Raw genomic sequence first — 26,829 nt, forward strand, 5'->3', positions numbered from 1 at the left:
CGGCATTTTTTATATCCGGTGATTATTTTAGGCTAATTATTTTCTCAATAGTTTGACCTGCGGTTGTACCTTGTTGTGACTTCTCGATCCAGTGCCATTGTCCCTGCTGCATTCTCAAAAAATTTGAGCAGCGGGTGCCATAGGCCGGACTCTGGATAAAAGTCGAAGACAGCAGCTGTTCCATTTCCACGGAGATACCTGTGTCTGGCAGCAGCTCCGGAATCACCTTGCGTTCATCTTCCAGAATATCCCAGACTGCATGACACAAATCTGCTTCTGCGATCTCCTGGTATTGCAGCATCGGTAAAAATTCCTGGGTAAAGCGTTTACGTAAATGGCGGGTCTTGTACCAGTCTTCGCTCATCAGGCCATTCGAAACCACATAGACGCCATGCGCCAGTACTTGTGGTGCTTCACCGCGATTGCTCATATACACCGCCTGATCCTGATCCCCCATAAAAAGATTAAAGCCGGCATAGTCACACTGGCGTTGTTCCAGATCTTGGGCAAATCGGATCGGTGTTAAGTCAGAATCTAAAAAGTTCTGGATGATATGTCCACGTGAAGTCGGATAATGCCCTTTGTCCTGTCCATCACGAAAATTGGTAATTACTGCCCAGCGACCGGAAGCCGTAATCCCCATCCAGGTACCGCCCGACTGTAGATCCTGCCCGGCAATTATCGGACTATTCTCCCATTCATGCAGCTCCTGCGTAGGACGCTGATAGAACTCATCCCGATTTGAAATCAGACATAATGGGCTCTGATCCAGAACCTGCCAAGCCAATGCCACGATACACATAATTTACGCTCTCGATCTTTACACATTGAATGTACAACATTTTTCTTTGCTTTAAGCTAAAATCTGTGCAAAACAGAATCACAAGGAACAGGAATGCTCACCTATCCCAATATTGATCCCGTCGCGATTTCGCTCGGGCCCTTACAAGTCCACTGGTATGGATTGATGTACTTACTGGCATTTTTATTTGCCTGGGGATTGGCGACGTTTCGCGCCAAACAACGTGGCTGGACACCGGATATGGTGTCTGATCTGATTTTCTTCGGTGCTCTCGGTGTGATCATCGGTGGCCGTGTCGGTTATGTCTTCTTCTACGGTTTTTCCCAGTTCCTCGCCGATCCTTTATGGCTGTTCCAGATCTGGACCGGTGGCATGAGTTTCCACGGCGGTTTCCTCGGGGTCATTCTGGCCATGTTGTGGTGGTGCAAGAAATATAAGATGACCTGGTTCCAGACTCTGGATTTTATCGCACCTTGCGTACCGACAGGCTTGATGTTTGGCCGAATTGGTAACTTTATTGGTGGCGAACTGTATGGCCGTCAGGTCACCGACCCAAACTTTGCCTGGGGCATGATCTTTCCGACCGATCCGCTGCAACTGGTTCGTCATCCATCTCAACTCTATCAGGCACTATGTGAAGGCCTGATCCTGTTTATTATACTGTGGTGGTTCAGCTCGAAGCCACGTCCACGTATGGCAGTTTCTGCGCTGTTCCTGATCGGTTATGGCCTGGCACGTTTTGTAGTTGAATTCTTCCGTGAGCCGGACAATGGCCAGCTGTTTATTGGCTGGATGAGCAAAGGACAATTCCTGAGCCTGCCAATGATCCTGATTGGCTTGTGGATGATGTGGTATGCCTACCAGAAGAAAACATATGACTGGGGTCCACAAAAAAATAGCTGAGAAAATCGCGTAATTTAGCGAGGCAAAGGCCTCGCTTTTTTATACTCAAAATATGCTAAAGTGCCGATTATCTCTTCTATTCTTTCATCATTATGCTTGAGTTCTGGTTTAATCCGCAGGTATCTGTTCTCAAAAAACTGTTGATCTTTATTGTGATTGCAGCGACAGCTGCAGGCTTGTACTGGATGGAACCACTGCCCTTAGATTCGATTCTGATGTTTGTCGGTACCGGCATTGTTTTTCTGATCTGCCGTTACTGCAAAATCCACTTTGCTAACAAAAACCCGACCGGTTTGCTGTATAGATTACTGACCTGGATTCCAATTGCCTTATTGATTGCTTTAGTTTTTATGAATATGCAACAGGGTGAAATCCTGATTCCGGGTGCACAAGGTATTGCCTTTATGGCACTGGCGATTTGCCTGTTTTCACCATTGTCGCTGCTCAATCAGAACAAATCAGATGCGGGTTCACCCCATGCTTGAGTTCTGGTATTCCGAACGCTGTAGCCGTCAAATCAAGCTGATAGTCATTATTGCGACCTGTATTTTGATTTATACAGCATCGACTGTGGCCCAGTTAGATCCGGTATTTGTGGGGGTGAGTTTAGCGATTGGAATTGTCGTGCATTTACTGCACCATTTCCGCCTGAAAATCTCAAAATCCAATCCCTATGCAAATGGCTTTAGCGCCTTGAGCCGGGTCATTCCCATCATTGCCTTAATTACCCTGTTTGGCTATTTACCAGAACAGCACCAGCAATGGGGCAAATTTGCCTTGGGTCTGCAATGTCTTGGCTTTGCCGCGATTGGATTATTTATCGTTTCAATCTATGAAAGCCGTGCGAAGCGTTTTGAGGACTGATCACTTCGCAGTGTTTTCTTAGAAGTAAGTTTCCAGACGATAGTAACTATAAGTCACGTTTTTATTGCGATAAACCGCATGATCTCGCTGTTTAAAATCCGATACCCAGGCACTACCTGAATAAGCCGCGATATGTCCATATTTATGTCCCTGAGTACGGTCAATAATATAGATATCGCCTTTTTTCGGCCGATCAAAAGAAGCATTAATTTTCTTATAACCCAGCTGCATCAGGGTACTTCCCCAATCTGCTGCTGCGACCGGATGATTCACAATTTTCGCACCAGAAGATTGCAGACCGACACGAATACTGCGCGCACATTTCTGTGTACTGGTATTTCGGGTAATGCCTTGCAGATAACTGGTAAATTTCTCGATATTGATACGATGGCCATTGCTTACGCCTGAAGCGTTACGGACAGTGGCTTTTTGGGATGACTTTTTAGGTCTTTGCTCCGATTGGGAACGCACCATGATATTCGCTTGGACAGGAGCATATACTTCGCTCATGTTTACTTGATGATCATAGATCATGCCTTACCAACCGCTCCTCGCCTGTAATTTAGGCTTTCATATTGTTAACAAGCCGAGAATACTAGTCGTTTAAATGTTATCTTTCACATTAAAAATGTAAATAAATTTGTCTATTTTTCCGGCATTCAAATTAAGCCGTTCTTTCTAATACAGTTACAAAACCCATTATCTTTGCAAAAAAATGTAAAGCAAAGCTAACTTCGACGCCTTGCAAAGCCTTTTCAGCCTGAAATAGAGAAAATGAGCCGTTATTTTATTCTACTCAAACCCTATGGATTTAATCTGTAACTCGGCCATTTTCAGACAACATTTCACTACATGATTACATCATTTTGAGCTTTGCACCCTGTATTACACTGATGCGGCATTTTTAAATATTGAACTAAACGGAGAAGAAAAATGAGTCAGACTTTAAGTGCCGTTTCAAATTTTAATTTAGAACAATATTTAGGCACCTGGTATGAAATTGCACGCTTGCCGATGAAACATCAACCTGAAGACAGCACCGATATTTCTGCGGTATATAGCTTGAATGAAAATGGCAAGGTTCGGATTCAAAACCGTTGTCTGGATGGCGATGGTAAACTGGATGAAGCTATTGCTGAAGCGACCATTGTCGATGCAGAGCATGCCAAGCTTGAAGTCAGCTTTTTACCTGAAGGCCTGCGATGGATTCCGTTTACCAAGGGCGATTACTGGGTATTAAAAATCGACCCCGATTATCAAACTGCGCTTGTAGGCGAGCCGAATAAAGAATATTTATGGTTATTGCATCGCGGTACCAGTCTGGACGAAGCGACTCAACGCGAATATTTAAGTTATGCAGAATCCTTGGGTTATGATCTGTCTGATCTGATTCATACAGTCCATACTGGCCATAAAACCGCTTAAACTGCAATCAGAAGACCTCCATCAGGAGGTCTTTTTTATTCTCAATTTGGGCGATGAAAGCTCATCAAAAAATGCTATGATGTGCGCAATTTAAATTGTCCCTTTCGACAGAAAAGTGATTATAAAATAATCCATTCTGCTGTTAAAACGGCGATTTTCAACAGATTCAAATAGAGAGAACTATGCGCCAATATCTTGACCTTTTACAACATATCCTCGACAACGGCGGCGATAAAGGCGACCGTACCGGTACAGGTACACGTTCGGTATTTGGTCATCAGATGCGCTTTGATCTTTCCCAAGGTTTCCCTTTACTCACCACCAAAAAAGTTCATTTCCGTTCTATCGTGATTGAATTGTTATGGTTTCTGAAAGGTGATACCAATGTTCAGTATTTAAAAGACAATAAAGTCTCGATTTGGGATGAATGGGCGACCGCAGAACAGACTGCGCGTTTTGGCCGTCCTGAAGGCGAATTAGGCCCAGTTTACGGCCATCAATGGCGTAATTTTGGGGCCAGCAAGAATGCAGACAATAGCTATAATCAGGACGGTTTTGACCAGATCAAATGGTTGATCAATGAAATTAAAACTAATCCGAATTCGCGTCGTCTGATCGTGTCCGGCTGGAACCCGAATGAAGCGGGTCAGGTCGCCTTACCCCCTTGCCATACCCTGTTCCAGTTTTTTGTGCACAATGGCAAATTGTCTTGTCAGTTGTATCAGCGCAGTGCCGATGTATTTCTGGGTGTACCATTTAATATTGCCAGCTATGCTTTGTTGACGCATATGATCGCGCAAGTCTGTGATCTGGAGGTTGGTGACTTTGTCTGGACTGGTGGCGATACCCACTTGTACAGCAATCATTTTGAACAGGCACAATTACAGCTCAGCCGTGAGCCACTCGGCCTTTGTCAATTAAAACTAAATCCCGAGATTAAAGACCTGTTCGATTTCAAATTTGAAGATATCGAAATTGTCGGTTATGAATCTCATCCAGGAATTAAAGCCCCTGTCGCTGTTTAATTTTCTTTATTATAAAGTTCCCCCTCCTCCTAGGAGAGGGCTAGGAAGAGGTTTTTTACCACGCGTGAATCGCCACCTCCTTTCAAAATATATTCCTAGCCCTAAAGCATGAAGGCAATCAATATAGATTTTTAACCTTTCTTTCGTACCAGTAAAAAATTACACGAAGGACTTTGGGCTTGATAAGAAGGATTCAATACATGTCATTTCAAGATTTAGAAGTTGTACACGTCGTTGCCATGGATCAGCAGCGTTGTATCGGCAAGGGCAATGACCTACCTTGGCATATCTCTGCCGACCTGAAACACTTCAAGGAAATCACCCAAGGCGGTGTGGTGGTGATGGGTCGCAAGACACTAGAATCGATGGGACGTACCTTGCCTAAACGGGTGAATTGGGTCATTACCCGTGATCCAGACTGGGCATTTGCAGGCACCAAAGTCGCTTATAGCATTGAAGATGCGCTGAGTCAGGCCGTTGCAGATGTAAAGGCTTCAGAAAAACCCGAAACCATTTTCATCATTGGTGGCGGTGAAATCTTTAAACAGACCATGAATATTACAGACCGTCTAGAACTGACGCATGTCGAACTGGATGTACAGGGCGATGCCTATTATCCAGAGATTCCAGCGGAATTTAAAAAGGTCGCCGCCGAGCAACATATCGACGACAAAACCGGCATTGCTTTTGAGTTCGCAACCTACAGAAAATAAAACCTATTTCTCATGAAAAAGTGATGATGCAGGGACGCGAATATATTTCCAGGCACTGGAGTCTGTGGCTGCTGGGCAGTCTGTTTACTTTATTCGTCATTCTGTCGAGTTTGTGGCTCAGCCTGATGCTTTGGGTGCATCAACCTATTGGAAAAATCGGCAGCTTGATGCTGATTGGACTCTGGCTGACCTTTGCACTGGTCGTTCTCGGGATTTATTTCACCCGGCATCTGATCTCCCGCCAAGTGGATAGCGTTCTTTATCTTCTGGCCTTTTTATTCTGTCTGCTGGGATATTTCAGTCTGGAAGCGCGTCAGGATCGAGAGTGGAATCCTGAGGTTTCCCAGCTTCTGCATTATGAGCAGCAAGGCGATCAGGTTACCTTACACAATATCCGCAACTTTGACTGGCAGGCCGATGGTCGCTATATCGAACGCTGGGAAAGCCGCAGTTTTGATCTGAATCAGATTACTGGCGTGAACATCATTACTTCCTACTGGATGGGGCCTAAAATTGCCCATACCCTGGTCAGCTTCGATTTTGCCAATCAAAAGCCACTCACCTTCTCGATTGAAATTCGCAAGGAAAAGAATGAAGAGTTTTCAGCGATTGGTGGCTTTTTCCGAAAATATGAACTGAGTCTGGTCGCATCGGATGAAAAGGATATTGTCTATACCCGTAGCAATGTCCGTGGTGAACAGGTCTATTTTTTCCCAGTCAAAATGCCGCAAGCTCAGGCTAAAGCGCTATTCAAGGAATATCTGCGTCAGGCCGATGAACTGGCCCAAAAGCCAAAATGGTACAATACCCTGACCAGTAATTGCACCACACTAGTCTTTGATATGGTTCAGGCGATATCGCAACAACAGCTACCCTCAGATTACCGGTTGCTTGCCTCCGGCTATTTACCGAATTATCTCTATGATCTTAAAGTACTGGAACAGTCTTGGGATATGCACACCTGGTATCAACGGGCACATGTCAATCCACGGGTAGAACGCACCGCTAATCTCTCCAGTCAGGACTATTCACGCCTGATCCGGCAGGGCCTACCAAAACCCGACATGCAATAACTGTGTAGCAAATCCACTTCAATAAAGATACAAAATCAACTGGAACCTTGATCATTTTTTTGTTTATATACAAACAGCTAGTCAATGATCAGAGTATCTCTCATGCTAAAAAAATTAACTGCAATCGCGATTCTAGGCTCGGTTTTAACGGTCATGGGCTGCGAAACTGTACCCAATACAGCCACGACACAAACCGCGAATCATTTACAACTTTTGCAAAATCGTATCTGGATTGCAACCCAGATTGGCAATACTGAAATCAAGACGGTGCCAACCGCACGCAATGTTCCGAGTCTGCAATTTGATGCCAGTACCCAGCGCGTTTCAGGTTCAGATAGCTGTAACCGGATTATGGGCAGCTACACAGCAGCAAAAGACACGCTGACCCTGAGCCAGATGGCCACTACCCGTATGGCCTGTATGAACAACGATCAGCTTGATCAGAAATTTAATGAAGCTTTAGCCAAAGTGACTCATTATCAAGTGTTTGGTAAAACCTTAAAATTACTGGATCGCCATGGAAATCTCTTGATCCAGCTGGAAAGTGCTGTTCAGCCGCGTTAATACTTCCCTACAAAAAGCCTGTATGGACAGGCTTTTTTATCTTTCATACTGATGAGCTGGAATTTAACCATCAGCCCGATTGAGTTATTTAATTGAATGAGGAATCAACCATGCAACAGGCACTTTTCGGTGGGGGATGCTTTTGGTGTACTGAAGCCGTATTTTTACAGATCCAGGGGGTTCAGCAGGTCGTCAGCGGTTACGCAGGTGGGCACACAACTCAGCCAAACTATGATGATGTCTGTGGTGGCAATACCGGCCATGCCGAAGTCATTCTGATCGATTTCGATGAAAACCAGATTAACTATACCCAGTTGCTCGATGTATTTTTTGCGACCCATGATCCAACTACATTAAACCGTCAGGGCAATGATGTCGGCACCCAGTACCGTTCTGTGATTTATTATCTGAATGATGAGCAGCAGCAACAGGCGCAGCAGGCGATGGATGCCCTGAAAGCCGATGGCATCAATGTGGTAACTGAACTGAGCCCTGCCCCGACTTTCTATCCGGCGGAAGACTATCATCAAAACTTCTTTGCCAAGAACCCGACCCAGGGCTATTGCAATTTTGCCATTCCGCCAAAATTGAATAAATTACGCAGCAAATTTACGACCCTATTAAAAACCCATTAAGATTCACGAAAAATGGGCATAAAAAAAGCGACTGCAATCAGTCGCTTTTTTTATTATCTAAATCTTAGTTATCGGTTGCAAAAGCAATATCGCTGAGTCCGGCTCCACTCGCACGCGACATGACTTGCGCCACCGAGTCATAACGTGATTCTTTATCCGCTTTCAACACAATAGTCGGCTGACGTTCAGCTTGGCCCGCTTCATTAAAACGGGTTTCAAGCTGCTCTAGCGTCAGTACATCGCCATTCCAAGCAATGTCACCTTCGGCATTGATGCTGATCGTGACATTTTCAGGCGGCAGATCGATAATCTCCGCAGTAGTTTGTGGCAAGGTTAATGGAATTGATGGGTTCGCAACGGTCGCTGTCACCAGAAAGATGATCATCAATACCAACATAATGTCGATGAGGGGAATGAGGTTCATCTCATTCATGCCTACATCGTTGTCTTCACCCAGTTGAAAAGCCATTAAGCTTGACCTCCCACGAAACTCTGTTGTGTTACTTTTTCATCAGACTTTTTTGCAGCAGATTCCTGTTGCAGCATAGTATCAATCAGCAGACCATGTGCCTGATCTTGTAACTCGTGTGCCAAACCACGATTAGCACGGACACAGATGTTATAAGCCAGTACCGCAGGAATCGCGACTGCCAGACCTAAGCCAGTCATAATCAATGCTTCACCGACTGGGGTTGCCACTTGTGCCAGACCAGCCTGACCACTTTTACCAACAGCAACCAACGCATGGAAGATGCCCCATACTGTACCGAACAAACCGACAAATGGTGAAATTGAGGCAATCGTACCCAGAACTGATACACCTTTTTCGGCATTGGCTTTTTCTGCTGAAATCTGGCGTAACAGTGCCTGTTCTGCCACTGCCTTACGCTGTTCAAAGCCCAAAGGAGCCAGTTTGGTTTTCAGTTGTTCCAATGCTTTAGATAACTGAGCATAGGCAATCTGTTTCAGCTGGCGAGTGCCCATCAAACGCAGCACAAAAATGGTCCATGTCGCGATCGACATTGCCAATAACACGAAATACAGCGTTTTACTGACTGCATCAGCGTGTTGCCAATAAACTGAAAAGTTCATATTCGAACTCCTAATGGGTGAGCCGTTATTTAACCTGAAAATCGAAAGGCTGTTCCACGCGTGTTGGATAAGCCACACCATTTTCAACATATTTGGTGAGTTGTGCACGACGTACCGCTGCTTCTACTTTGCGCGTTACCGCCGGGCTACAACTTGAATTTCGTGCAGTTGCAGAGACTACTTTACCCTGCTCATTCGCTGAAACATCTACTACCAGTGAACAGGCTGATTTTAATTCACCTGCAGAGAGTGAGACTTTTGGTGAACGCTGCCAGGACACGCCCCCACCAATCGATACACTTTTCGGGGATGGCGGCGCAGCAGGTGCTGGCGGTGTCACAGGCGCAGGTGGCGCGACCGGAGCAGGTGCCGGTTTAATTTTAGTTTCAGTGACCACTGTCGGTACAACCGGACTTGGGGTTGGTTTTGCTTCAACTGGTGGTGCTTTAACCACTTTTGGCGCTTCAGCCTTTTTCACCTGCTCGATTTTTTCTACTTTTTTCGGTGGTGGTGGCAGCGGTTTATCGACAATTTTGACTTCTTTAGGCTTAGGCGGCTCTTTTTGTGGCTCGGCCTTCGGCTTTGACGGTAAAGGTTTTGGCGCTTCCTGGAGTTTTACAAAGCGCACTTTTAAGGGTTGCTTATCAATGGGTGTCAGCTCAGGTGCTTTCATCTGGCTGATCGCATATAACACACCCACATGCCCAATCAGTACAGCCGCCACGATAGAGATGACTTTCTTTTTCATCTGATTCGGCGGTGTAGGCATTTGGGGCGCAGCAACTTGACTCATTAAATCTATTACCTTGAGGAGATGATGTGGAACAAACTATCAAGCTCATCGGTTAGCACAATTAAAGTATGCCAATAATAAATGAGAAGTGTTTTCATTTGCAACCGCTAATCCTACCTTTAACTGACTTTTTTGCATCAAAACAAAAAAGGCACACTAAAAGTATGCCTTTTTAAAACTCAATGCAAGTCTTATTGGAACACGACAGTCTTGTTGCCATCGACAATAATACGGTCTTCCAAATGCCATTTTACCGCACGGGCCAATACATTACGTTCCACGTCCTGACCGAGTTCACGTAACTGCTCAACGGTAAAGTCATGGTTCACACGCTCCACATCCTGCTCGATGATCGGACCTTGATCCAGATCCGCAGTGACATAGTGCGCAGTTGCACCGATCAGCTTCACGCCTTTTTCATAGGCCTGTTTGTACGGATTGGCACCTACGAAAGCTGGCAGGAAAGAATGGTGAATGTTGATCACTTTCATTTCCCACTTGCTGACAAATTCTTCATCCAGAATCTGCATATAACGCGCCAGCACCAACAGGTCATTGCCCTGCATCAACTGGTCGATTTCTGCATAAGCTTCAGGTTTGTTATCTTTGGTCACCGGCACGACTTCGAATGGAATACCAAAGTTTTCAACTGCTTCGCGTAAAGTCTCGTGATTCGACACCACTTTGGTAATTTCACAAGGCAAACCACCACGCGCATGACGCCATAACAGCTCAAGCAAGGCATGATCGACTTTAGACACCAGAATACCGACTTTTTTCACATCACTGACCAGAGCCAGACGCCATTGCATGCCATAGCGTTCTGCCACATTCGCTGCAAAAGTCTGGATAATACTTTCTTTACGACTTTGAAGATTATCTAATTCAAATTCAACGCGCATGAAGTAACGTCCGCCCTGCGCTGCTGTCGCATATTGGTCAAGCGCAGTAATGTTGGCACCTTGATGATACAAGAAGCTCGAAACAGCCTGCACGATGCCCGGCTTGTCTTCACAAGTAATCAATAAACGTGCGGTGTTAGCAGTCGTCATATTCATGTTGGTTTAAGTCACTAATCAGTTAAATTAAAAATAAGCCGAGTATTCTAGCGCGTTTCTTGGATATTCTGAATAGTTTGTTCAGATTCAGAATCTTTAGATGACGACAGGCTGGCAAAAAGTTCCGAAGAGCCCAAACTACTCAATAAACCTTCATAGGTTTGACGACTTTCACCACGCAAATACGCCCCTTCCAGGAATACCATCTGGCGCAGTGCCTGCCAGACCCATTTTTCTTCCAGGGTATTGGAATCGGTCAGATGACCTGACATATACAGGAAGTTGGTCCAGTTGGTCAGTACAATCCACAGGTTAATGATCAGTGCTTCAATTTCTGAATCGGTCATGTCCATCAGGCCTGCATTAACAAAGCCCTTATAGATTTTCTGGCCCTGCTGCATCACCTGTCCGGCAAAGCGTGGATACATCTTGCGAAAATCTTCGTTATTTTCTACCAGATGATAGACATCACGATGCAGGAAACGGTAAGCCCAGAGCTGGCTGCTCAGTACCTGAAAATAATGCACCTTGTCATTGGCATCCAGCGCACGGTCATCCGGAAGCGCCAGCATTTCCAGGGTCTGATGCTGGTACTGTTCCATCAATTCTTTAATAATTTCATTTTTATTGCGGAAATGATAATACAGGTTACCCGGGCTCATGCCGAGTTCAGCCGCAATGTGATTGGTGGTTACCGATCGTTCGCCACGCTCGTTAAACAGCTGCAAACTGAGCTGCAAGATACGCTCTTTAGTTTTTAAGGTTTTGGTTTGGGACATCCTAAAATAACCATTCAGTTCATGCATTAGCAGGCTAACACACAAAGTCACTTGACTAATTAGAGTATTTGCTCTAAAAATTAATTAATCGATTTTTGAATAATGGTAGTGCGGCATGAACAGTCACACAAAAACAACATCAATGACACCACATTTTTTTGATAGCCAATATCTGAATGAAGTCTTGGCGCAACAAAAACACGCTTACTTACACTACCCTCTGCCGACTGCAAAGGAACGTATCGATCGTTTAGCTCGACTTAAGCGTATCTTAGTTAAGTATCAAGATCAATTTGCTGATGCAATTAATCAGGACTATGGTAACCGTTCAATCGGGGAAACCAAGATTGGTGAACTGCTCACCTGTCTGGAACATATCAAATATTACAGCAAAAACCTGACCCGGTGGATGAAACCCTCCAAGCGTCATGTCGGCATTATTCATCAGCCGGCTAAAGCCTGGGTACAATATCAGCCTTTAGGCGTGGTTGGGATTATCGCACCATGGAACTATCCGCTGTTGTTGTCGATTGGCCCCCTGATTTGCGCACTGGCGGCCGGCAACCATGCCATGATCAAAATTTCCAGTGCATCCGCTGCCTTTGGTGAAGTTTTAGAAAAAGCTTTGGCTGAAGCCTTCCCTAAAGAATTGGTCGCTGTGGTGAATGGTGGCGGTGTGATTTCAGATGCTTTCTGTCGTTTGCCTTTCGATAAACTGATTTTCACCGGCTCAACTGCAGTCGGTAAAACCGTCATGGCAGCCGCTGCCGAAAATCTGGTGCCGGTGATTCTGGAACTGGGCGGTAAATCGCCAGTACTGGTGCATCCATCGATTGATCTGCGCGATGTCGCGCAGCGGATTGCGGTGGGCAAACTCTGGAATGCCGGTCAGACCTGTGTAGCGCCAGACTATATGTTCCTGCCTCTCGGAAAAACTGCCGAGTTCATTGATCACTTTAAAGCCTGTGTCGAAAGCATGTATCCGGATATCACCCATAATCAGGATTACACCTCGATTATTAATGTCAAACAATATAACCGTCTGCAAGGCTATCTGGATGATGCGCGTGAACAGGGTGCGCAAGTCATTGAAATTAATCCGCGTAGTGAAAACTCGGCTGATCTGCGCAAGATTGCACCGACCATCGTGACCAATGTCACCCCGATGATGCAGATCATGCAGCATGAAATCTTTGGCCCACTGTTACCGATCATGGAATATGATCAAATCGACGATGTCATCGACTTTATTAATAGCCGTCCGCGTCCACTTGCTTTATACTACTTCGACTTTGATCAGGCGCGTGCCGATTATGTCGCACAGCGTACCCATTCAGGGCATTTCGGGCAAAATACGGTACTGACCCATGTTGCGCAGGACGATCTACCATTTGGGGGTGTCGGTGCATCAGGTATGGGTAAATACCATGGCCCAGAAGGTTTCTTCAGTTTGTCGCATGAACGCTCGGTAATGTCGAATCCAAAGCTGTACAGCTTGAAATACATTCTGCCGCCGTTCAATAAACCGATTCACAAGCTGATTTCGAAGACACTTCTCCGCTAAATGATCAAGGCATGAGCTATCGATATAGTTCGTGCCGCGTTTTGACGAAAATCGCTTGTCTTTTAAGCGCATTTTTGATATAAAACGCCCCTTGAATGATTTCAATCCGTTTATTTTTGACTGGCCATACAGATTTGCTGTTGGCTAAATCAATGGAGTTACACCATGTCTAAGGTTTGCCAAGTTACCGGCAAGCGTCCAGTCGTTGGTAACAACGTCTCACACGCCAACAACAAAACTAAGCGCCGGTTCGAGCCGAACCTGCATCACCACCGTTTCTGGTTAGAAAGCGAAAAACGTTTTGTACGTCTTCGTTTAACCACTAAAGGTATGCGTATTATCGACAAATTGGGCATTGAAAAGGTTGTTGCTGACCTACGTGCTCAAGGTCAAAAGATCTAAGGAGTCTGAACCATGCGTGATAAAATTCGCTTAGTTTCTTCAGCTGGTACAGGTTATTTCTATACCACGACTAAGAACAAACGTACTATGCCGGAAAAAATGGAAATCAAAAAATTTGATCCAAAAATCCGTCAACACGTAATCTTCAAAGAAGCTAAAATCAAATAATTTTAGTTTCTTTAAAAAAACGACCTTCGCGGGTCGTTTTTTTTGCACTTTTTTTATCCGGCTTGATAAACTTTCTGCATGTTTTGGCACTTTTTGTGCTTATTTCCCAGCAAACCTAGCTAAAGGAGTATTTAGTGCCACATGACGTAGAGCTCATTATATTACTGGCTGTTGGTTTTGGCTTAGCTTTGGTCTTTGGCTATCTCGCTGCACGGCTACGTCTCCCCCCTTTGATCGGCTATCTCATTGCCGGCATTCTGATTAGTCCCCACACGCCCGGTGTGGTCGGTGATATTCATCTGGCCAACCAGTTGGCAGAATTAGGCGTCATGTTCCTGATGTTTGGCGTCGGAATGCATTTTTCCCTAAACGATCTGATGCAGGTACGCCGGATTGCCCTGCCTGGTGCGATTTTACAGATTGCAGTTGCCACCTTGCTCGGGGTTGGAGTTTCGATGCTGTGGGGCTGGAGCTTTGGCTCAGCACTGGTCTTCGGCCTAAGCCTGTCTTGTGCCAGTACCGTGGTTCTACTCAAAGCCCTTGGTGATCGTGGCTTACTGGATTCAATCAATGGCCGAATTGCTGTTGGCTGGTTGCTGGTCGAAGATCTGGTCATGGTCTTGGCGCTGGTACTGTTACCTGCCACTGCGGTGCTTTTAGGTGGGCAGGCGCTGGAAGGCGCAAGCGATGAGAATATCTGGCTTACCTTAGGGATTACCTTACTTAAAGTCGCAGGCTTTATTGCCTTCATGCTGATTATTGGTAAACGCTTGATTCCGATGATCATACAGGTGGTGGCACGTCTGGGTTCACGTGAGCTGTTTACCTTAACAGTGGTGGCTGCTGCCGTCTCGATTGCCTTTGGTGCTTATAAGATCTTTGGCGTGTCGATGGCACTGGGTGCTTTCTTTGCCGGGATGGTGGTGAAAGAATCTGATTTCAGTCATCGTGCCGAAGAAGAAACCTTGCCACTGCGTGAAATTTTCTCGATTTTATTCTTTGTCTCCGTCGGCATGCTGTTTGATCCGCGCATCCTGCTGGAACAGCCTTTACATGTACTGGCCGTGGTCGGGATTATCATGATTGGTAAAACTATTGCCGCGATGGCACTGGTGCTGTTCTTCCGTTATCCGATCAATACCGCTTTGACCGTCGGTGCTTCTCTGGCACAGATTGGTGAGTTCTCCTTTATTTTGGCTGCACTCGGTGTTTCGCTCAATCTGCTTTCGCTGGAAGGTCAAAACCTGATTCTGGCAGGTGCCTTAATTTCGATTACGCTTAACTCCTTTATCTTTTCCGCGATTGAGCCGGTACAGAAATGGATTCGGGAACGCTCGACTCTGGCCCGCTTACTGGAACGCAGTGGTGACCCTTTGGCAATGTTGCCGGATGAAGTCTCACAGGATTACCTGCGCGATCAGGTGGTCATTATTGGCCATGGTGAGGTGGGACGTCGCATTACCCGCTCATTGATGGAAGAAAACATTAAGGTGGTGATTGCCGAAGAAAACCGTGACATCGTCGAAAACCTACGTGAAAAAGGCATTGCTGCAGTGTCTGGTGTAGCCACTGAAGCCGGAGTACTGATTCAAGCACATATTCAACATGCGCGCTTACTGGTTATCTCTCCTATGGATATTATCGATATTCATAAAATCGTGGACATTGCCAAGACCTTGAATCCACAAATTCAGGTACTGGTCTGTGCGGAAAGCAAGGAAGAAGCTGAAGCCATTCGTCGGGATAATGTCGGTGCGGTTTATTATGCCAAAGAAGAAATGGCAAAAAATATGAGCAATCATATTTTGAACCAGATTGAGATCGCGCATCAGCATACGCCTTCTCATTAAAGTTTTTCTTTGAATAAACGCCAAATAAAAAAGTTGCCGGATCTGGCAACTTTTTTTTATGGACATCAATATATCTCTGAGCCAAAGATTTTATTAACACACTGGCTTCAGACTGCTCACGACTTAAATTTTAAAATACTGATTTTTCATCTTCATTTCAAATGAACGTTTTTATGGTACTTAAAATCTGCCTAATTTAATAACCTATAAAACTCAAAAAGCACACCGATAGTGTGCTTTCTAAATAAATTTCAACGATTAACTCATATACTTTGGTTCTTCATCCACAACTTCAGCCTGCCATTCATTGACCTGCTGTTCCAGCAAACCATAGAGTGCTGCCTGAATCATCTGTTGCGCAATCACGGGCGTCTGCTCTCCAAGTAAAGCTTTCACCTCATCATTAAATTGAATCATGACCAAAGGCTGTTTATGTGAGCCTGCATTGCGTAGAGCCAACGCGCCACCTTCAAGTTGAACGAGTTCTAAAATCGCGTCTTGATTACCAAATAAATCTTTCAACTGTTCTATAGACATATATCCTCCATGTTCAACATGGTGGCAAAGCGCCGGGTGCACTTTGCATCATTAGAGTAATTGATATAGGGTTAAAAATTGCATTTTCAAGTACAGCCGATCCGATTAAAATTCAATCATCTCATTACGAAAACCATCAATTAATTGGGTCAGTTCACGATGCCACTCTCTCAATATAGCAGTATCAGGTAACCATGCTTGTGGAGACTGTGTGACTTTAATGATGAGATTTGAGGAAGTTTCGTCTTCAGGTTCTGGGGTACTTGGTTCGGGCGCATACTGGCACAGACGGTAAGCACGTTTCAGTTCAGCAATGAAACCGCTCTTGGATAAATGTTGCAGCACCGCCACTTCCGGCGAAATCTGGCCTTTGGCCGCCATCAGTTCTTCGATCGATTTTAGCGTCGGATGAGGATCATTCAGGCGATAGTAACGCACCAGTTCCTGTAAAAATGCTAACAAAGCACCATGCAAATGAAACACAGTTGCTTCACGTTGTGCCTGAGCCTGTTGTACATGTTCGGTTTGCTCTGCTTGCTGGCAGGAAAGGCGGGCAAAATACAGTTTTTGATTGGTACGGTCCGCATGATAGCGAGCAACACGAGTCATCGAGATTTCCTAAGGGTTAAAACAAATTTTGGCTTTTATAAAGTAAAAGGTTCGCCCGCATTTCGCAATCAAAAGATGTTTAGACTGAATCCATCCAGCACTGAAATTCAGAGCATTGAGCTCACTAATTAAGTACAGCGATAATAAATTTCAGCCATAAAAAAGGAGCCTATCAAGTGCTCCTTTTTTGAGTTTAAGCCTGAGGCTTATCTTCTGCTGCTTTCACGCGGATCCCATGTCCGTGCAGGCGTAAAGTGTTCAGGCCTTTAATGGCTTTGACTGCTTCACGGCCATGTGGCATTTCTACAAAAGCAAAACCTTTTGATTTGCCTGTTGCTGCATCAAGCACCAAAGTACAGGTCTCCACTGTGCCATATTCCTGGAACAGTTTCAGTAACTCGGCTTCTGTGACCGTACGTTCTAAATTACGAACTAAAATTTTCATCTTATAACCTTAAGAAGATAGGCAAAAAATATCAAAAAGCACGCGCCTACTCTACTTTTTGCATGAAACAACTTTGCTATAGTTTAATCGAGATCAATCCCAAAATCTAAATTAATCGACTTGCGTTCAATCAGGGCACTTTTTACCGTTTGCTGCCGGGTCTTGTAATGGGTTTCTGTGGTGCATAACTGCCGAGTGAGATCATTCAGGAAATAGCTTTCGACTTTACGCCCCTGCTCATCGACCGTTTCCCGCGCCCAATGATTCAGGTTCTGTTTGGTCAGAATTAATTCATTTTTTGCCCGGGTCAGCGCCACATACAGCACACGACGCTCTTCTTCGACATCATCAAAATCACCTTGGGCACGTGCGTGCGGGTAATTACCGGGGGTGACATTGGCCACATAACAGACATTTTGCTCGGTGCCTTTTGCCGAGTGAATGGTGATTAAGGTCACCACATCATGATCCGACTGACGTTCGATTTCCGAAATCGACACCGGATCCAGTACATATTCCTCTAAAAATTCACTCAGCTGCGAATGTTTGGAGGCCAGCTGTTTCACCAGTTCAAAATCACTCTGGCGACGTGGCCAATCCTTTTTATAGTTTTCCGCCAGTTGAGATTCAATCGCCTGAATCGCAAGACCGACGCAAGCTTGCACTTCGCCTTTGAGCACACTCATCTGCTGCATGATCAGAATAGTCTCTAGCGGAATCTTGCCAAATTTTTCCAGCTTATCTGCAATCGCTCCCATTTCCGGTTCAGCCAATAACTGCTGCGACAGTTTACTGGCACCGACATCACCGACGCCATTCCATAGGGTTAAGAAACGCATCCAGGCGATATCATCCAATGGATTGGCCACCACGCGCAGCATGCTGAGCAAATCTTTGACATGCGCCGTTTCCAGCAGCTTCATGCCACCAATAAAGCGATACGGTACATTGGCTGCGATAAAGGCCGCTTCAATATGCCGCGCAGAAAAACTGGAGCGTACCAAGACCATATGCTCGCCCCATTTGCTGCCTTGCAGATAATGGCGTTCTTTAATATCAATCGCGATCCATTTGGCTTCATCAAACTCATTCGGGAAAATATGCATGCGCGGCTTAACACCTTCTCCGCGATACGCTTCCAGACGTTTATCGTATTTGATTTCAGACTGATCAAGCAGCCAGTTGGACAGATCCAGAATTTCCTGGGTCGAGCGGTAGCTTTTTTCTAATTTGAAAATCTGCGCATCTGGCACACGCTCTTTGAAATGGTGAATATTTTCAAAGTCTGCACCACGAAAGCCATAAATCGACTGCGCATCATCACCGACACAGAACAGGCCGATCCGGTCTTTGAGTGGCTCCAGCAAAGCCCATTGCAAAGGATTGGTATCCTGCATTTCATCGACTAGCATATGCCGGCAAATCGAAGCGACATAGTCGGCCAGACCTTCGGACTGTGCCAGTGCTGTAGCAACTACCGCTAGAATATCGTCATAATCCAGAAAACTGCGTGCCTGCTTGCGTGCTTCATATTCTTTCATGATTTCGGCAACCTGGTCTTTGAGAGCCAGATATTCTGGCATCTGTTTTTCTAATGCCAGACTGAGTTTTTGCCGGGTATTCCTTGCAAAAGAATACAGGTCACATAGTTCCTGAGGCTTAGGCAGATGGTTGGGATTTTTCTTGTCATCACGACCGCGAATCAGGCGGAACATCATCAGCTGATCATCACGATCAATAATCGAAAACTGTTCCAGACCAAAGGCTTTGGGAATACGGCGTAGCAGATACATACAGAAGGTATGAAAGGTCGAGGCTCGCAAACCTTTAGCTTGCTCGCCGAGTGCCAGTTCGACACGCGCCACAATTTCACTGGCAGCCCGGCGGGTAAAGGTCAGAATCTGAATCTGGTTGGCAGGCACGCCCTGCTCAATCAAGTAAGCAGCACGTGCCACGATGGTTTTGGTTTTGCCACAACCTGCCCCGGCCAGCACCAAACTATGTTTTGCTTCTGTGGTCGCTGCTTGCTTTTGTTGGGGATTTAATTCATCAATCAGGGTGGCTAAACTCATTTTCACTCATCATTTTGTGGATGTATGTAGTTTAACAGATCGCTTTCAGAATTATGGCTTTTCAGTTGCCCTGAAACTGTCTCCAATTTTATTTTCTTGATTTGATATTAGCTGACGACAGGGCGTGCTGGATTGCAGCAGAGAGAAATACTTTCACTCTGTCAAAAGATTTTTGACTATCTCAGCGACAGCTTTCTCCAAGTTCATTTCCGCATTTTTTAAGGCTTCCTCTAAAGGACAATCTGGTGGATTAATACCAATAATCTGGCTAAATCCTGATTCAAACAGATCCTTAATCCCTTCACCGACTAAACCCGCAAAAGCAATTACCGGTTTATTGAAGTGTTTTGCAACCTGCGCTACACCAAACGGCGTTTTGCCAAATTTGGTTTGAAAATCAATTTTACCTTCACCGGTAAATACATAATCTGCTTGCGCTATTTTCTCGTTGAGTTGAACCTGTTCAATCATCAGCTCTACACCTGATCGAATGGAAGCAGCAGTGAATGCCATTAAACCAAAACCCAATCCACCGGCAGCGCCCGCACCTGCCACATGACGATAATCACGGCCAATCTGCCGAGCAACCACATCAGCAAAATGTCCAAGGTTTTGATCCAGTTGCTTGATCATTTCAGGCGTTGCACCTTTCTGTGGTCCAAATATATAAGAGGCACCATGTGGTCCACACAATGGATTATTGACATCTGATGCAATGATTATTTCAGTATCTGCTAAACGCGAATCTAGTCCAGATAAATCCATTGATTTGACCTGATCTAAGTTCCCACCACGGACCTGAATTGATTCACCCGCATGATTTAGAAACCGCACACCCAGTGCTTGCGCCATCCCTGCACCACCATCATTGGTAATACTGCCCCCCAGTCCAATGATGATTTTTTTCACACCCAAGTCCAATGCCTGTTTGATCATTTCTCCTGTCCCATAAGTCGAAGTTAGCATCGGATTACGCTGTGAAGGCTTCAATAAATGAATGCCATTGACTTTGGCCATTTCAATCACGGCAGTCTGGCTTGCATCAACCAAACCCCAATAGGTCTGAATACGTTGCTCAGATAATGGCCCGGTCACTTCACATGCAATACTTTCCCCCTTTAAGCTTGAAATCAGTGCATCAACCGTGCCTTCACCACCATCAGCCATTGGCACATGAATGATGTGGGCATCCGGAATGACGTTCTGGATACCGCGTTGCATGGCCTGACAAGCCTGTGCAGCAGACATACTTTCTTTAAACGAGTCAGGAGCAAGCACAAAGGTGAGCGGCATGGTGTGATCTTTTATCCACAAATGAAGTCTAAATTGTGGATAAATCCAGCACTATCCACAAGTCTTTATTTCCAGCCCAGTTCAATTGCAGTTATCTCATTAACTAAGGTTTGATTTAAAGATTCTGGCATTTTACTGGTGGTTTGAGAAACCGGAATATATCCTGCCATCAGCTCCGCCCTGGCTTGCGGAAATAAGGGTTGCTGATCTGGAAATGCATAACCCAGCGGATAAATCGGTTGGCCTGTCGCTAAATCATATTTATCCGAGGCGCCAAAGGCATGCAGTAATTCATGCACCAATACAATTTTATTCTGTTCAGTCTGTTGCTTGGATGCAAATAGATTTACCGAACCAATTCGGCCTTTTTGCAAGGCGGTTGAATGCTTTAATTGCTTGGTCTGCGCAGGATCATAGTAATTTAAAAATAAAGTCACATTGGCTGAAGGATCTGAACTCTGTTGTTGTTTCCAGGCATAGAACCGGAATTTTAAACTCCATAAAACTGTATTGATGAGCGAAGCCTGCTCAGGGACTTTGGGTGGTAGAACTTGAAGCTCACGGCCTAAATTAAAATAAAAATAAGTCGGCTGTCCGCGATACTGCTGAGCTGTTTTTTCCAGATATTCCCTTGCTCCATTCAAGTCCTGCCTCGACAGTTGCTGGATATATTGCTGTGTGGTCGGTAATCCATCGGCATTAATCGGATGCAGCAAAACAATAATTGGCTTTGACCAGTTCTGGTTTTGATCACGATAGGCATTAACTGCGACAATCAATAAGATGATTAATAAAATCAGAATCCGAATCTTTTTCCACATGGTTATTAAACGCCTATCGAACTGTTGAGCATCAAACTATGACTTTGTTAACTTTGATAAATTTCATTTCACCATCCTGTTTAAAATCAAGCCACCCTGAATGAATTGAATCAATAGCTTCTTCGTAGTTTCTAATATTCAAATCAGTTTGCTTTAAATATTTGATAACGTCTTTAACCTCAACCCAATCATTAGTCTCCGAGTAATGATAAATAGCTTTTTGAATAAGCCTGATAAACGAGCTAAAACTACTCTTTCTTAAATACATTTGGCTACCTTGCATTTTTGTTTCAAATACTCCCAAGGCTTTTACTAAGCCAGATAGCTTGTCAAATCCGTAATTTCGAGTATCAAAATCTGGCTTTACTGTATTTATATATGTTCCGACTAAGCCAAGATATGCCCATCCATTTTCATCTGCGTTATCTTTTACGGCTTTATAAATCAGATTCAGCGTAGCTCGATCCATCGTTTCAGGAAGATTCGAATTTTCCTTAGGCTGAGGCAAAATTTTATGATCAAGAGATTTGTCAGAGCTTAATACTTTCTTTTGGGAAACATTAGAAAGTTCATCATCTTCCTGTTGCTTGATTTCACTATCTACAAGTAAATTTTCGATATAAATGAACTTGTCACAGGCTTTCTTAAATGCTTCAGGCGTAGCTTTTTTGCCAAAGCCATACACAGTTAGACCATTTTCACGAATACGTGAAGCTAAGGGCGTGAAATCACTATCACTGGATACAATACAAAATCCATCTAATGCACCTGCATAAAGTAAATCCATAGCATCAATGATCAGGATCATATCCGTCGCATCTTTACCCTTGGTATAAGCGAATTGTTGTACCGGAGTGATGGCATGAGGAAGGAGTACATCTCGCCATTTCTTTAAAGTTTCGCTGCTCCAGTCCCCATACACACGTTTGACACTGGCAATTCCATATTTCGCAACTTCTTCCAATACCGATGAAATCGCGTTGATAGAAGAATTATCCGCATCGATTAATACAGCGAACTTTTTTGTCTGAATATCCACATCCACCCCAAGATATTATTTTTAATTTTTTATATACATGATTCTGACATAAAAAATGCCGACTTTCGTCAGCATTTTTTTGAATCTTAGAGTTTAGGCTTCAACCCATTTTCCGTCCTGATAAACCAGAGACCATTTGGTTTGCTTGCCTTCTGCAGTTTCCGAACCAATATATTGTGACTGGTTCTTACGGCTAAATTTTACCAGAGTTGGATTCCCTTCCGGGTCCACATCAGGTGCCTGCAAGATAAACTGATACTTTGGATCAAGCTGGTCGGCAACAGAACGAATCTCGGCCACTTTCGGTGCACGGGTTTCACGCACTTTCGGGAACTTGCTTGCCGCCAGGAATAAACCGGCTGCACCGTCACGCAGTACAAAGAAATCGTCATGCTTGGCAGAACGTAAATGCTCCATCTTGATCGGATCCACACGTGGAGGCGCAGGCTGACCGCTCTTTAAGACTTTACGGGTATTGTCACAGCTGGTACAGGCAAAATACGGACCAAAACGACCCGTCTTCAGCTGCATTTCACCATCACACTTGTCGCATGGGATACTCGGGCCATCATAGCCTTTAATTTTGAACTCACCTTCTTCAAGTTCAAAACCACTACAGTCCGGGTTATTCCCACAGATATGCAGTTTACGGCCGCCATCAATCACATAGCTGTCCATGGCAGTTTCACAGATCGGACAACGCTTCTTCGACATCAGGTCAGCAGTTTCCGCAGCCTCATCATCAGATAATGCAGCCAGAGACTCAACTGGTGTCAGGTTCAAGGTTCCCTTACAACGCTCTTTCGGCGGTAGGTTATAGCCTGAACAACCCAAGAATACGCCTGTGGTTCCGGTACGAATCTGCATTGGACGGTCACATTCTTTACAGTGTACTGCATCCACTTCTACAGGCTGATTGCGGCGCATACCGTTCTCACCCTGCGCCGTAGTCAAACGTTGCTTAAAATCGCCATAGAAGCTGTCTAATAACTCTTTCCAGTTACGCTCACCATCTGCTACTTTATCCAGCTGACCTTCAAGATCTGCGGTAAAGGCATAGTTCATCAGATTACTAAAATTTTCATCCAGACGATCGGTGACGATCTCACCCATCTTCTCGGCATAGAGACGACGGTTATCCAGCTTCACATAACCACGATCCTGAATGGTCGAGATAATCGCAGCATAGGTCGATGGACGGCCAATGCCTTTTTTCTCGAGTTCTTTGACCAATGAGGCTTCGGTAAAACGTGCCGGTGGTTTGGTGAAATGTTGAGATGGGTCAAGTTTCTCAAGTTTGAGGACTTCACCGACTTTGACCGCAGGCAATAAAATATCGTCATCGGCTTTATTGGCACCACGCACGCGGGTAAAGCCATCAAAGACCAAGGTACGGCCTTTGGCTTTCAGTTCTACGCCATTGGCATCCACCAAAATGGTAGAAGACAGATATTCTGCCGGAGTCATCTGACAAGCAACAAACTGGCGCCAGATCAGGTCATACAGACGCTGTGCATCACGCTCAACACCCACCAGACTGTCGCCTTTTAAGCCAACCATAGATGGACGAATCGCCTCATGCGCTTCTTGCGCACCGGCTTTATTGCCATAACGGTTCGGCTTGGCAGGCAAATACTTCTCGCCAAACTCGGATTCGATATGACCACGCACCATATTCACCGCATCATCACTCAAGAAGGTCGAGTCGGTACGCATATAGGTAATGAAGCCGGCTTCATACAGACGCTGCGCCAGCATCATGGTTTTCTTCACAGAAAAACCGAGACGGGTACTGGCTGCCTGTTGTAGCGTTGACGTGATATACGGCGCACTTGGATTAACCTTGGTTGGCTTATCTTCACGTGCAGAAACCGTATAATCCGCATCTTTGATCAGGTTTAATAAGGCATCAGTTTCGGCTTTGTTGCGCAGCTTGAGCGTCTTGCCATTTTGCTTGACCGCTTCGAGACGAATATCATCTTTTTTCGATTTGGTATCGGCAAACACCTGCCAGTATTCTTCAGGAATGAAGGCACGAATTTCACGTTCACGCTCGACCACTAGCTTCACCGCAACCGACTGTACACGACCGGCTGACAGACCACGCGCAATCTTTTCCCAAAGCAATGGCGAAATCATAAAGCCCACGACACGATCCAGGAAACGGCGTGCCTGCTGCGCATTGACTTTATTGGTATCCAGACGTGACGGATGCTTAAAGGCATCCTGAATCGCATTTTTGGTAATTTCATTAAAGACCACACGCTGATAACGCGAATCATCACCGCCGATGACTTCTTTTAAATGCCAGGCAATCGCCTCTCCTTCCCTGTCCATATCCGTTGCCAGATAGACTTCATCGACTTGCGATGCCAGTTTTTTCAGTTCGGCAACCACATATTCTTTGCCAGGAAGGACTTCGTATTTGGCTTTCCAGTCATGTTCCGGATCGACACCCATGCGGTTAATCAACGCATTCTGTGATTTTTCAGCTTTTTCTGCATCCGTCAGTTTGGTACGTGTCGCTGGTTTTTTCTCTGTCGATTTTGCAGAACCGCCAGTCGGTAAGTCACGCACATGACCCACCGATGATTTTACGATGTAGTTCGGACCAAGGTACTTATTGATTGTTTTCGCTTTTGCAGGCGACTCCACAATCACTAGGGCACGCTTGCTTCCAGCGTCGGGAGACTTCACTGTGCTGCTTTTTGATGTGGACCGAGGAGCGTTCGCCATAATTAACCGTTAATCCTGTTTATTTCTAAATTAAAGTTCAGCCAAAGCGTGTAACAGTGCTTTGATGTCGTCGAGTTGGGTCGCTCTTAAATCAGCTTCTTCATCCCAGTACATGCCGACACAGTTGGCCTGCATATCAATAGCATAAATGCCTTTTAATGCAATGGGAAAATCTTTAAATTTCTCATCACCCTGCACGATTTCGAGTTTATTATCGACAACACGGGCGCGCATCAAGGGCAAACGCGCATCTGGCATCAGCACACTGTAGTACGCGACCATACTGGCACGACTTTCAGTCGCCTTCGGGATTTTGGTCCAGTCCGGTGCCACCACCAGACGTGGATGCAAACCCATTTTACGGGCTTTGTCACGCATCAGGCCCAAGGCTTTTTCTCGGGGGCTCACGCGCAACCCGAAAATCGACCCTATGACGAAAATGATGATGACCACCGTCACCCAGATTCCAGTGTTTTCCATAGTTCAACCTTTATGTTCTATTATTAGAGTTGCATAAGCACAATATAAAACGCAAGTTTGCACGATAAAATTAATTCAGGAACATTTCATGACTATATAAAATTTCGTGACCATTCCAGTAAATATAACCTTTCTCGATCAACTCCTTCAGCAGCAAGCGGATGTCCGATTTTGGAAATAACTGTTCCAGTAAATCACGCAGCTCATAAATGTCTTTGGGTTTATCGCCCTGCAATTCACGCAGTTTACGCGCCACTTCGAGTTGTACCGGATCGATCCGGCCAAAGTTCTTGAACAGGTCTTGCTGTGCCGACTGGATCGGTGACTTGAGTGTTTCAGATTCAACTGGAGCTTCATCTGCTTTCAGTTGGGAAATGACCTGATCCAGTTTCGGATTTTCAACCGGGCTTTGTTCATCCAGATTGAGCTGCAGCCATTGTTTCAGGACTTTTTTTCGGAAGCTGATTTGCTCGTCATAGCGTTTGACGATTTTCAGGTTAATCAACATGCCGACCACATGCTGAGCTTTTACCGGCATCACTTGCAGAATATTCGCCACTGAGTTTTTTAGGGTTTCCACCGTATTCGGTTTGCCGCTCATTTTCCCTAATGCATCACAGTATTTTTTCACCAGCTGCAAGGCGGGTTTGTTCTTGATGGTATCCAGACTGGGAAGATGATTTTTAGGTTGATCTGTTGGAATGTGTGTCTCATCAGGCTGAATCTGAATCAGGTGACACGGAATATCAGAAGCCTGCAGCATCTGCTGCAACATCTCGCAGGTGTCCATCGCCGAGATCAATTCAACCTCGGTTTCCGGCTCCAGTAGCGCCATAAGCTGACCGACAATAACCGCATATTCATATTCTTTTTGTGGCGATTCAGGCGTATCCAGTACCACCACCTGACCACTGCTAACCCAGCCGGCAAGCTCGGTTAAATCCTCTAAGGAGAATTCAAATTTTCCAGCACAGCTAAACAGATATAAAGTCGAATAATGCGCCACAATCTCACGCATTAACTTGGCTGTGGGGAAATTATTTTCGAGGTCGAGTAGAACAACTTTTGGGTGCATGGGACGCAATTC

The 26,829-nt window shown here is 45.1% G+C and carries 30 protein-coding genes; 13 read left to right on the forward strand and 17 right to left on the reverse strand.

The genetic code is table 11. The annotated features are described in order from the left end of the window. Positions 1-22 precede the first annotated feature (22 nt). Positions 23-802 (reverse strand): NRDE family protein, encoded by a 780-nt coding sequence (locus ACO1B7_RS04900; protein ID WP_180180902.1) that lies wholly within the window; start codon positions 800-802, stop codon positions 23-25. A 93-nt stretch (positions 803-895) separates the two neighbouring features. Between ACO1B7_RS04900 and lgt the strand changes: the two genes are divergently transcribed. The 3 genes from lgt to ACO1B7_RS04915 all read left to right on the forward strand — a co-directional run bounded on the left by lgt (position 896) and on the right by ACO1B7_RS04915 (position 2,569). Then, positions 896-1,705 carry a prolipoprotein diacylglyceryl transferase gene (gene lgt / locus ACO1B7_RS04905; protein ID WP_423089868.1) on the forward strand — a complete coding sequence of 270 codons (810 nt, stop codon included), beginning with the start codon at positions 896-898 and terminating at the stop codon, positions 1,703-1,705. A 92-nt stretch (positions 1,706-1,797) separates the two neighbouring features. Next, positions 1,798-2,190: a hypothetical protein gene (locus tag ACO1B7_RS04910; RefSeq protein WP_004729514.1), complete on the forward strand. Its 393-nt coding sequence runs from the start codon at positions 1,798-1,800 to the stop codon at positions 2,188-2,190. Next, positions 2,183-2,569: a hypothetical protein gene (locus tag ACO1B7_RS04915; protein WP_423089869.1), complete on the forward strand. Its 387-nt coding sequence runs from the start codon at positions 2,183-2,185 to the stop codon at positions 2,567-2,569. Before ACO1B7_RS04910 ends, ACO1B7_RS04915 begins: the two co-directional genes overlap by 8 nt. A gap of 18 nt (positions 2,570-2,587) precedes the next feature. Here the strand turns inward: ACO1B7_RS04915 and ACO1B7_RS04920 are convergent, their stop codons facing one another. Then, complete coding sequence (locus ACO1B7_RS04920; protein WP_005107935.1) at positions 2,588-3,103, reverse strand: hypothetical protein; 516 nt, start codon at positions 3,101-3,103, stop codon at positions 2,588-2,590. 399 nt (positions 3,104-3,502) lie between these two features. On the opposite strand from ACO1B7_RS04920, the gene ACO1B7_RS04925 reads away from it, so the two are divergent. From ACO1B7_RS04925 to msrA, 6 genes are all read left to right on the forward strand, one after another. Then, on the forward strand, positions 3,503-3,994 hold the full coding sequence (locus ACO1B7_RS04925; protein ID WP_138743123.1) for a lipocalin family protein: 492 nt from the start codon (positions 3,503-3,505) through the stop codon (positions 3,992-3,994). A gap of 182 nt (positions 3,995-4,176) precedes the next feature. After that, a complete protein-coding gene (gene thyA, locus ACO1B7_RS04930) occupies positions 4,177-5,019 on the forward strand; it encodes a thymidylate synthase (RefSeq protein ID WP_004278429.1) in 843 nt (280 codons plus the stop codon). A 200-nt stretch (positions 5,020-5,219) separates the two neighbouring features. Beyond that, positions 5,220-5,732 carry a dihydrofolate reductase gene (locus ACO1B7_RS04935; protein WP_004647417.1) on the forward strand — a complete coding sequence of 171 codons (513 nt, stop codon included), beginning with the start codon at positions 5,220-5,222 and terminating at the stop codon, positions 5,730-5,732. A gap of 23 nt (positions 5,733-5,755) precedes the next feature. Then, on the forward strand, positions 5,756-6,805 hold the full coding sequence (locus tag ACO1B7_RS04940; protein ID WP_004647416.1) for an Lnb N-terminal periplasmic domain-containing protein: 1,050 nt from the start codon (positions 5,756-5,758) through the stop codon (positions 6,803-6,805). Positions 6,806-6,907: 102 nt separating this feature from the next. Next, entirely contained in the window at positions 6,908-7,369 is a 462-nt protein-coding gene (locus ACO1B7_RS04945) for an META domain-containing protein (RefSeq protein ID WP_004647415.1), read from the forward strand. A 110-nt stretch (positions 7,370-7,479) separates the two neighbouring features. Further along, the gene (gene msrA, locus ACO1B7_RS04950) at positions 7,480-8,004 is read left to right on the forward strand and encodes a peptide-methionine (S)-S-oxide reductase MsrA (protein ID WP_423089870.1); all 525 of its coding nucleotides are present in this window, start codon (positions 7,480-7,482) and stop codon (positions 8,002-8,004) included. Between the two features lie 64 nt (positions 8,005-8,068). Here msrA and ACO1B7_RS04955 read toward each other — a convergent pair whose 3' ends face one another. From ACO1B7_RS04955 to ACO1B7_RS04975, 5 genes are all read right to left on the reverse strand, one after another. Next, entirely contained in the window at positions 8,069-8,473 is a 405-nt protein-coding gene (locus tag ACO1B7_RS04955) for an ExbD/TolR family protein (protein ID WP_004278434.1), read from the reverse strand. Further along, positions 8,473-9,096: a MotA/TolQ/ExbB proton channel family protein gene (locus ACO1B7_RS04960; RefSeq protein ID WP_005250649.1), complete on the reverse strand. Its 624-nt coding sequence runs from the start codon at positions 9,094-9,096 to the stop codon at positions 8,473-8,475. Before ACO1B7_RS04960 ends, ACO1B7_RS04955 begins: the two co-directional genes overlap by 1 nt. A 25-nt stretch (positions 9,097-9,121) precedes the next feature. Next, complete coding sequence (locus tag ACO1B7_RS04965; protein ID WP_004647411.1) at positions 9,122-9,889, reverse strand: energy transducer TonB; 768 nt, start codon at positions 9,887-9,889, stop codon at positions 9,122-9,124. A gap of 191 nt (positions 9,890-10,080) precedes the next feature. Continuing rightward, positions 10,081-10,947, reverse strand: a complete 867-nt coding sequence (purU, locus tag ACO1B7_RS04970) for a formyltetrahydrofolate deformylase (protein WP_004647410.1) — start codon at positions 10,945-10,947, stop codon at positions 10,081-10,083. 47 nt (positions 10,948-10,994) lie between these two features. Beyond that, positions 10,995-11,726, reverse strand: a complete 732-nt coding sequence (locus tag ACO1B7_RS04975; RefSeq protein ID WP_034437998.1) for a TetR/AcrR family transcriptional regulator — start codon at positions 11,724-11,726, stop codon at positions 10,995-10,997. Between the two features lie 115 nt (positions 11,727-11,841). On the opposite strand from ACO1B7_RS04975, the gene ACO1B7_RS04980 reads away from it, so the two are divergent. The 4 genes from ACO1B7_RS04980 to ACO1B7_RS04995 all read left to right on the forward strand — a co-directional run bounded on the left by ACO1B7_RS04980 (position 11,842) and on the right by ACO1B7_RS04995 (position 15,710). Next, the gene (locus ACO1B7_RS04980; RefSeq protein ID WP_004278439.1) at positions 11,842-13,290 is read left to right on the forward strand and encodes a coniferyl aldehyde dehydrogenase; all 1,449 of its coding nucleotides are present in this window, start codon (positions 11,842-11,844) and stop codon (positions 13,288-13,290) included. 165 nt (positions 13,291-13,455) lie between these two features. Next, positions 13,456-13,692, forward strand: a complete 237-nt coding sequence (rpmB, locus tag ACO1B7_RS04985; protein WP_000048256.1) for a 50S ribosomal protein L28 — start codon at positions 13,456-13,458, stop codon at positions 13,690-13,692. 12 nt (positions 13,693-13,704) lie between these two features. Further along, positions 13,705-13,860, forward strand: a complete 156-nt coding sequence (gene rpmG / locus ACO1B7_RS04990; RefSeq protein ID WP_001205031.1) for a 50S ribosomal protein L33 — start codon at positions 13,705-13,707, stop codon at positions 13,858-13,860. A gap of 134 nt (positions 13,861-13,994) precedes the next feature. Further along, the gene (locus tag ACO1B7_RS04995) at positions 13,995-15,710 is read left to right on the forward strand and encodes a cation:proton antiporter (RefSeq protein WP_005107946.1); all 1,716 of its coding nucleotides are present in this window, start codon (positions 13,995-13,997) and stop codon (positions 15,708-15,710) included. A 258-nt stretch (positions 15,711-15,968) separates the two neighbouring features. Here ACO1B7_RS04995 and ACO1B7_RS05000 read toward each other — a convergent pair whose 3' ends face one another. From ACO1B7_RS05000 to ACO1B7_RS05045, 10 genes are all read right to left on the reverse strand, one after another. Continuing rightward, the gene (locus tag ACO1B7_RS05000; RefSeq protein WP_004278462.1) at positions 15,969-16,247 is read right to left on the reverse strand and encodes a hypothetical protein; all 279 of its coding nucleotides are present in this window, start codon (positions 16,245-16,247) and stop codon (positions 15,969-15,971) included. Positions 16,248-16,352: 105 nt separating this feature from the next. Beyond that, positions 16,353-16,856, reverse strand: a complete 504-nt coding sequence (locus tag ACO1B7_RS05005) for a DUF6586 family protein (RefSeq protein ID WP_423089871.1) — start codon at positions 16,854-16,856, stop codon at positions 16,353-16,355. Positions 16,857-17,049: 193 nt separating this feature from the next. Next, a complete protein-coding gene (locus ACO1B7_RS05010) occupies positions 17,050-17,301 on the reverse strand; it encodes an RNA recognition motif domain-containing protein (protein WP_004729489.1) in 252 nt (83 codons plus the stop codon). 83 nt (positions 17,302-17,384) lie between these two features. Then, complete coding sequence (locus ACO1B7_RS05015) at positions 17,385-19,373, reverse strand: ATP-dependent helicase (RefSeq protein WP_423089872.1); 1,989 nt, start codon at positions 19,371-19,373, stop codon at positions 17,385-17,387. Positions 19,374-19,526: 153 nt separating this feature from the next. Beyond that, positions 19,527-20,666 (reverse strand): glycerate kinase, encoded by a 1,140-nt coding sequence (locus ACO1B7_RS05020; protein WP_423089873.1) that lies wholly within the window; start codon positions 20,664-20,666, stop codon positions 19,527-19,529. Positions 20,667-20,731: 65 nt separating this feature from the next. Beyond that, complete coding sequence (locus ACO1B7_RS05025; RefSeq protein WP_180037976.1) at positions 20,732-21,487, reverse strand: hypothetical protein; 756 nt, start codon at positions 21,485-21,487, stop codon at positions 20,732-20,734. A gap of 31 nt (positions 21,488-21,518) precedes the next feature. Beyond that, positions 21,519-22,526 carry an NYN domain-containing protein gene (locus ACO1B7_RS05030; RefSeq protein WP_114541278.1) on the reverse strand — a complete coding sequence of 336 codons (1,008 nt, stop codon included), beginning with the start codon at positions 22,524-22,526 and terminating at the stop codon, positions 21,519-21,521. A 93-nt stretch (positions 22,527-22,619) separates the two neighbouring features. Next, on the reverse strand, positions 22,620-25,262 hold the full coding sequence (topA, locus tag ACO1B7_RS05035) for a type I DNA topoisomerase (protein WP_423089874.1): 2,643 nt from the start codon (positions 25,260-25,262) through the stop codon (positions 22,620-22,622). Between the two features lie 30 nt (positions 25,263-25,292). Then, positions 25,293-25,742, reverse strand: coding sequence for a hypothetical protein (locus ACO1B7_RS05040; protein WP_004647398.1), 450 nt, complete (start codon positions 25,740-25,742; stop codon positions 25,293-25,295). A gap of 70 nt (positions 25,743-25,812) precedes the next feature. Further along, positions 25,813-26,817 carry a hypothetical protein gene (locus tag ACO1B7_RS05045; protein WP_423089875.1) on the reverse strand — a complete coding sequence of 335 codons (1,005 nt, stop codon included), beginning with the start codon at positions 26,815-26,817 and terminating at the stop codon, positions 25,813-25,815. Between the last annotated feature and the right edge of the window lie 12 nt (positions 26,818-26,829).

It is taken from the genome of Acinetobacter lwoffii, assembly GCF_049367455.1.
In the GTDB taxonomy this organism is placed as follows: domain Bacteria; phylum Pseudomonadota; class Gammaproteobacteria; order Pseudomonadales; family Moraxellaceae; genus Acinetobacter; species Acinetobacter lwoffii_W.

Excerpts from the sequence above, each read along its gene's own strand:
- ACO1B7_RS04920 (WP_005107935.1), bottom strand. The coding sequence starts at position 3,103 with ATGATCTATGATCATCAAGTAAACATGAGCGAAGTATATGCTCCTGTC.
- ACO1B7_RS04965 (WP_004647411.1), bottom strand. The coding sequence starts at position 9,889 with ATGAGTCAAGTTGCTGCGCCCCAAATGCCTACACCGCCGAATCAGATG.
- ACO1B7_RS04945 (WP_004647415.1), top strand. The coding sequence starts at position 6,908 with ATGCTAAAAAAATTAACTGCAATCGCGATTCTAGGCTCGGTTTTAACG.
- ACO1B7_RS05025 (WP_180037976.1), bottom strand. The coding sequence starts at position 21,487 with ATGTGGAAAAAGATTCGGATTCTGATTTTATTAATCATCTTATTGATT.
- topA (WP_423089874.1), bottom strand. The coding sequence starts at position 25,262 with ATGGCGAACGCTCCTCGGTCCACATCAAAAAGCAGCACAGTGAAGTCT.
- ACO1B7_RS04940 (WP_004647416.1), top strand. The coding sequence starts at position 5,756 with ATGATGCAGGGACGCGAATATATTTCCAGGCACTGGAGTCTGTGGCTG.
- ACO1B7_RS05010 (WP_004729489.1), bottom strand. The coding sequence starts at position 17,301 with ATGAAAATTTTAGTTCGTAATTTAGAACGTACGGTCACAGAAGCCGAG.
- ACO1B7_RS05045 (WP_423089875.1), bottom strand. The coding sequence starts at position 26,817 with ATGCACCCAAAAGTTGTTCTACTCGACCTCGAAAATAATTTCCCCACA.
- rpmB (WP_000048256.1), top strand. The coding sequence starts at position 13,456 with ATGTCTAAGGTTTGCCAAGTTACCGGCAAGCGTCCAGTCGTTGGTAAC.
- lgt (WP_423089868.1), top strand. The coding sequence starts at position 896 with ATGCTCACCTATCCCAATATTGATCCCGTCGCGATTTCGCTCGGGCCC.
- ACO1B7_RS05000 (WP_004278462.1), bottom strand. The coding sequence starts at position 16,247 with ATGTCTATAGAACAGTTGAAAGATTTATTTGGTAATCAAGACGCGATT.
- ACO1B7_RS04925 (WP_138743123.1), top strand. The coding sequence starts at position 3,503 with ATGAGTCAGACTTTAAGTGCCGTTTCAAATTTTAATTTAGAACAATAT.
- ACO1B7_RS04960 (WP_005250649.1), bottom strand. The coding sequence starts at position 9,096 with ATGAACTTTTCAGTTTATTGGCAACACGCTGATGCAGTCAGTAAAACG.
- thyA (WP_004278429.1), top strand. The coding sequence starts at position 4,177 with ATGCGCCAATATCTTGACCTTTTACAACATATCCTCGACAACGGCGGC.
- ACO1B7_RS04915 (WP_423089869.1), top strand. The coding sequence starts at position 2,183 with ATGCTTGAGTTCTGGTATTCCGAACGCTGTAGCCGTCAAATCAAGCTG.
- rpmG (WP_001205031.1), top strand. The coding sequence starts at position 13,705 with ATGCGTGATAAAATTCGCTTAGTTTCTTCAGCTGGTACAGGTTATTTC.
- ACO1B7_RS04900 (WP_180180902.1), bottom strand. The coding sequence starts at position 802 with ATGTGTATCGTGGCATTGGCTTGGCAGGTTCTGGATCAGAGCCCATTA.
- purU (WP_004647410.1), bottom strand. The coding sequence starts at position 10,947 with ATGAATATGACGACTGCTAACACCGCACGTTTATTGATTACTTGTGAA.
- ACO1B7_RS04955 (WP_004278434.1), bottom strand. The coding sequence starts at position 8,473 with ATGGCTTTTCAACTGGGTGAAGACAACGATGTAGGCATGAATGAGATG.
- ACO1B7_RS04975 (WP_034437998.1), bottom strand. The coding sequence starts at position 11,726 with ATGTCCCAAACCAAAACCTTAAAAACTAAAGAGCGTATCTTGCAGCTC.
- ACO1B7_RS05015 (WP_423089872.1), bottom strand. The coding sequence starts at position 19,373 with ATGAGTTTAGCCACCCTGATTGATGAATTAAATCCCCAACAAAAGCAA.
- ACO1B7_RS05005 (WP_423089871.1), bottom strand. The coding sequence starts at position 16,856 with ATGACTCGTGTTGCTCGCTATCATGCGGACCGTACCAATCAAAAACTG.
- ACO1B7_RS05040 (WP_004647398.1), bottom strand. The coding sequence starts at position 25,742 with ATGGAAAACACTGGAATCTGGGTGACGGTGGTCATCATCATTTTCGTC.
- ACO1B7_RS04910 (WP_004729514.1), top strand. The coding sequence starts at position 1,798 with ATGCTTGAGTTCTGGTTTAATCCGCAGGTATCTGTTCTCAAAAAACTG.
- msrA (WP_423089870.1), top strand. The coding sequence starts at position 7,480 with ATGCAACAGGCACTTTTCGGTGGGGGATGCTTTTGGTGTACTGAAGCC.
- ACO1B7_RS04980 (WP_004278439.1), top strand. The coding sequence starts at position 11,842 with ATGAACAGTCACACAAAAACAACATCAATGACACCACATTTTTTTGAT.
- ACO1B7_RS05020 (WP_423089873.1), bottom strand. The coding sequence starts at position 20,666 with ATGCCGCTCACCTTTGTGCTTGCTCCTGACTCGTTTAAAGAAAGTATG.
- ACO1B7_RS04935 (WP_004647417.1), top strand. The coding sequence starts at position 5,220 with ATGTCATTTCAAGATTTAGAAGTTGTACACGTCGTTGCCATGGATCAG.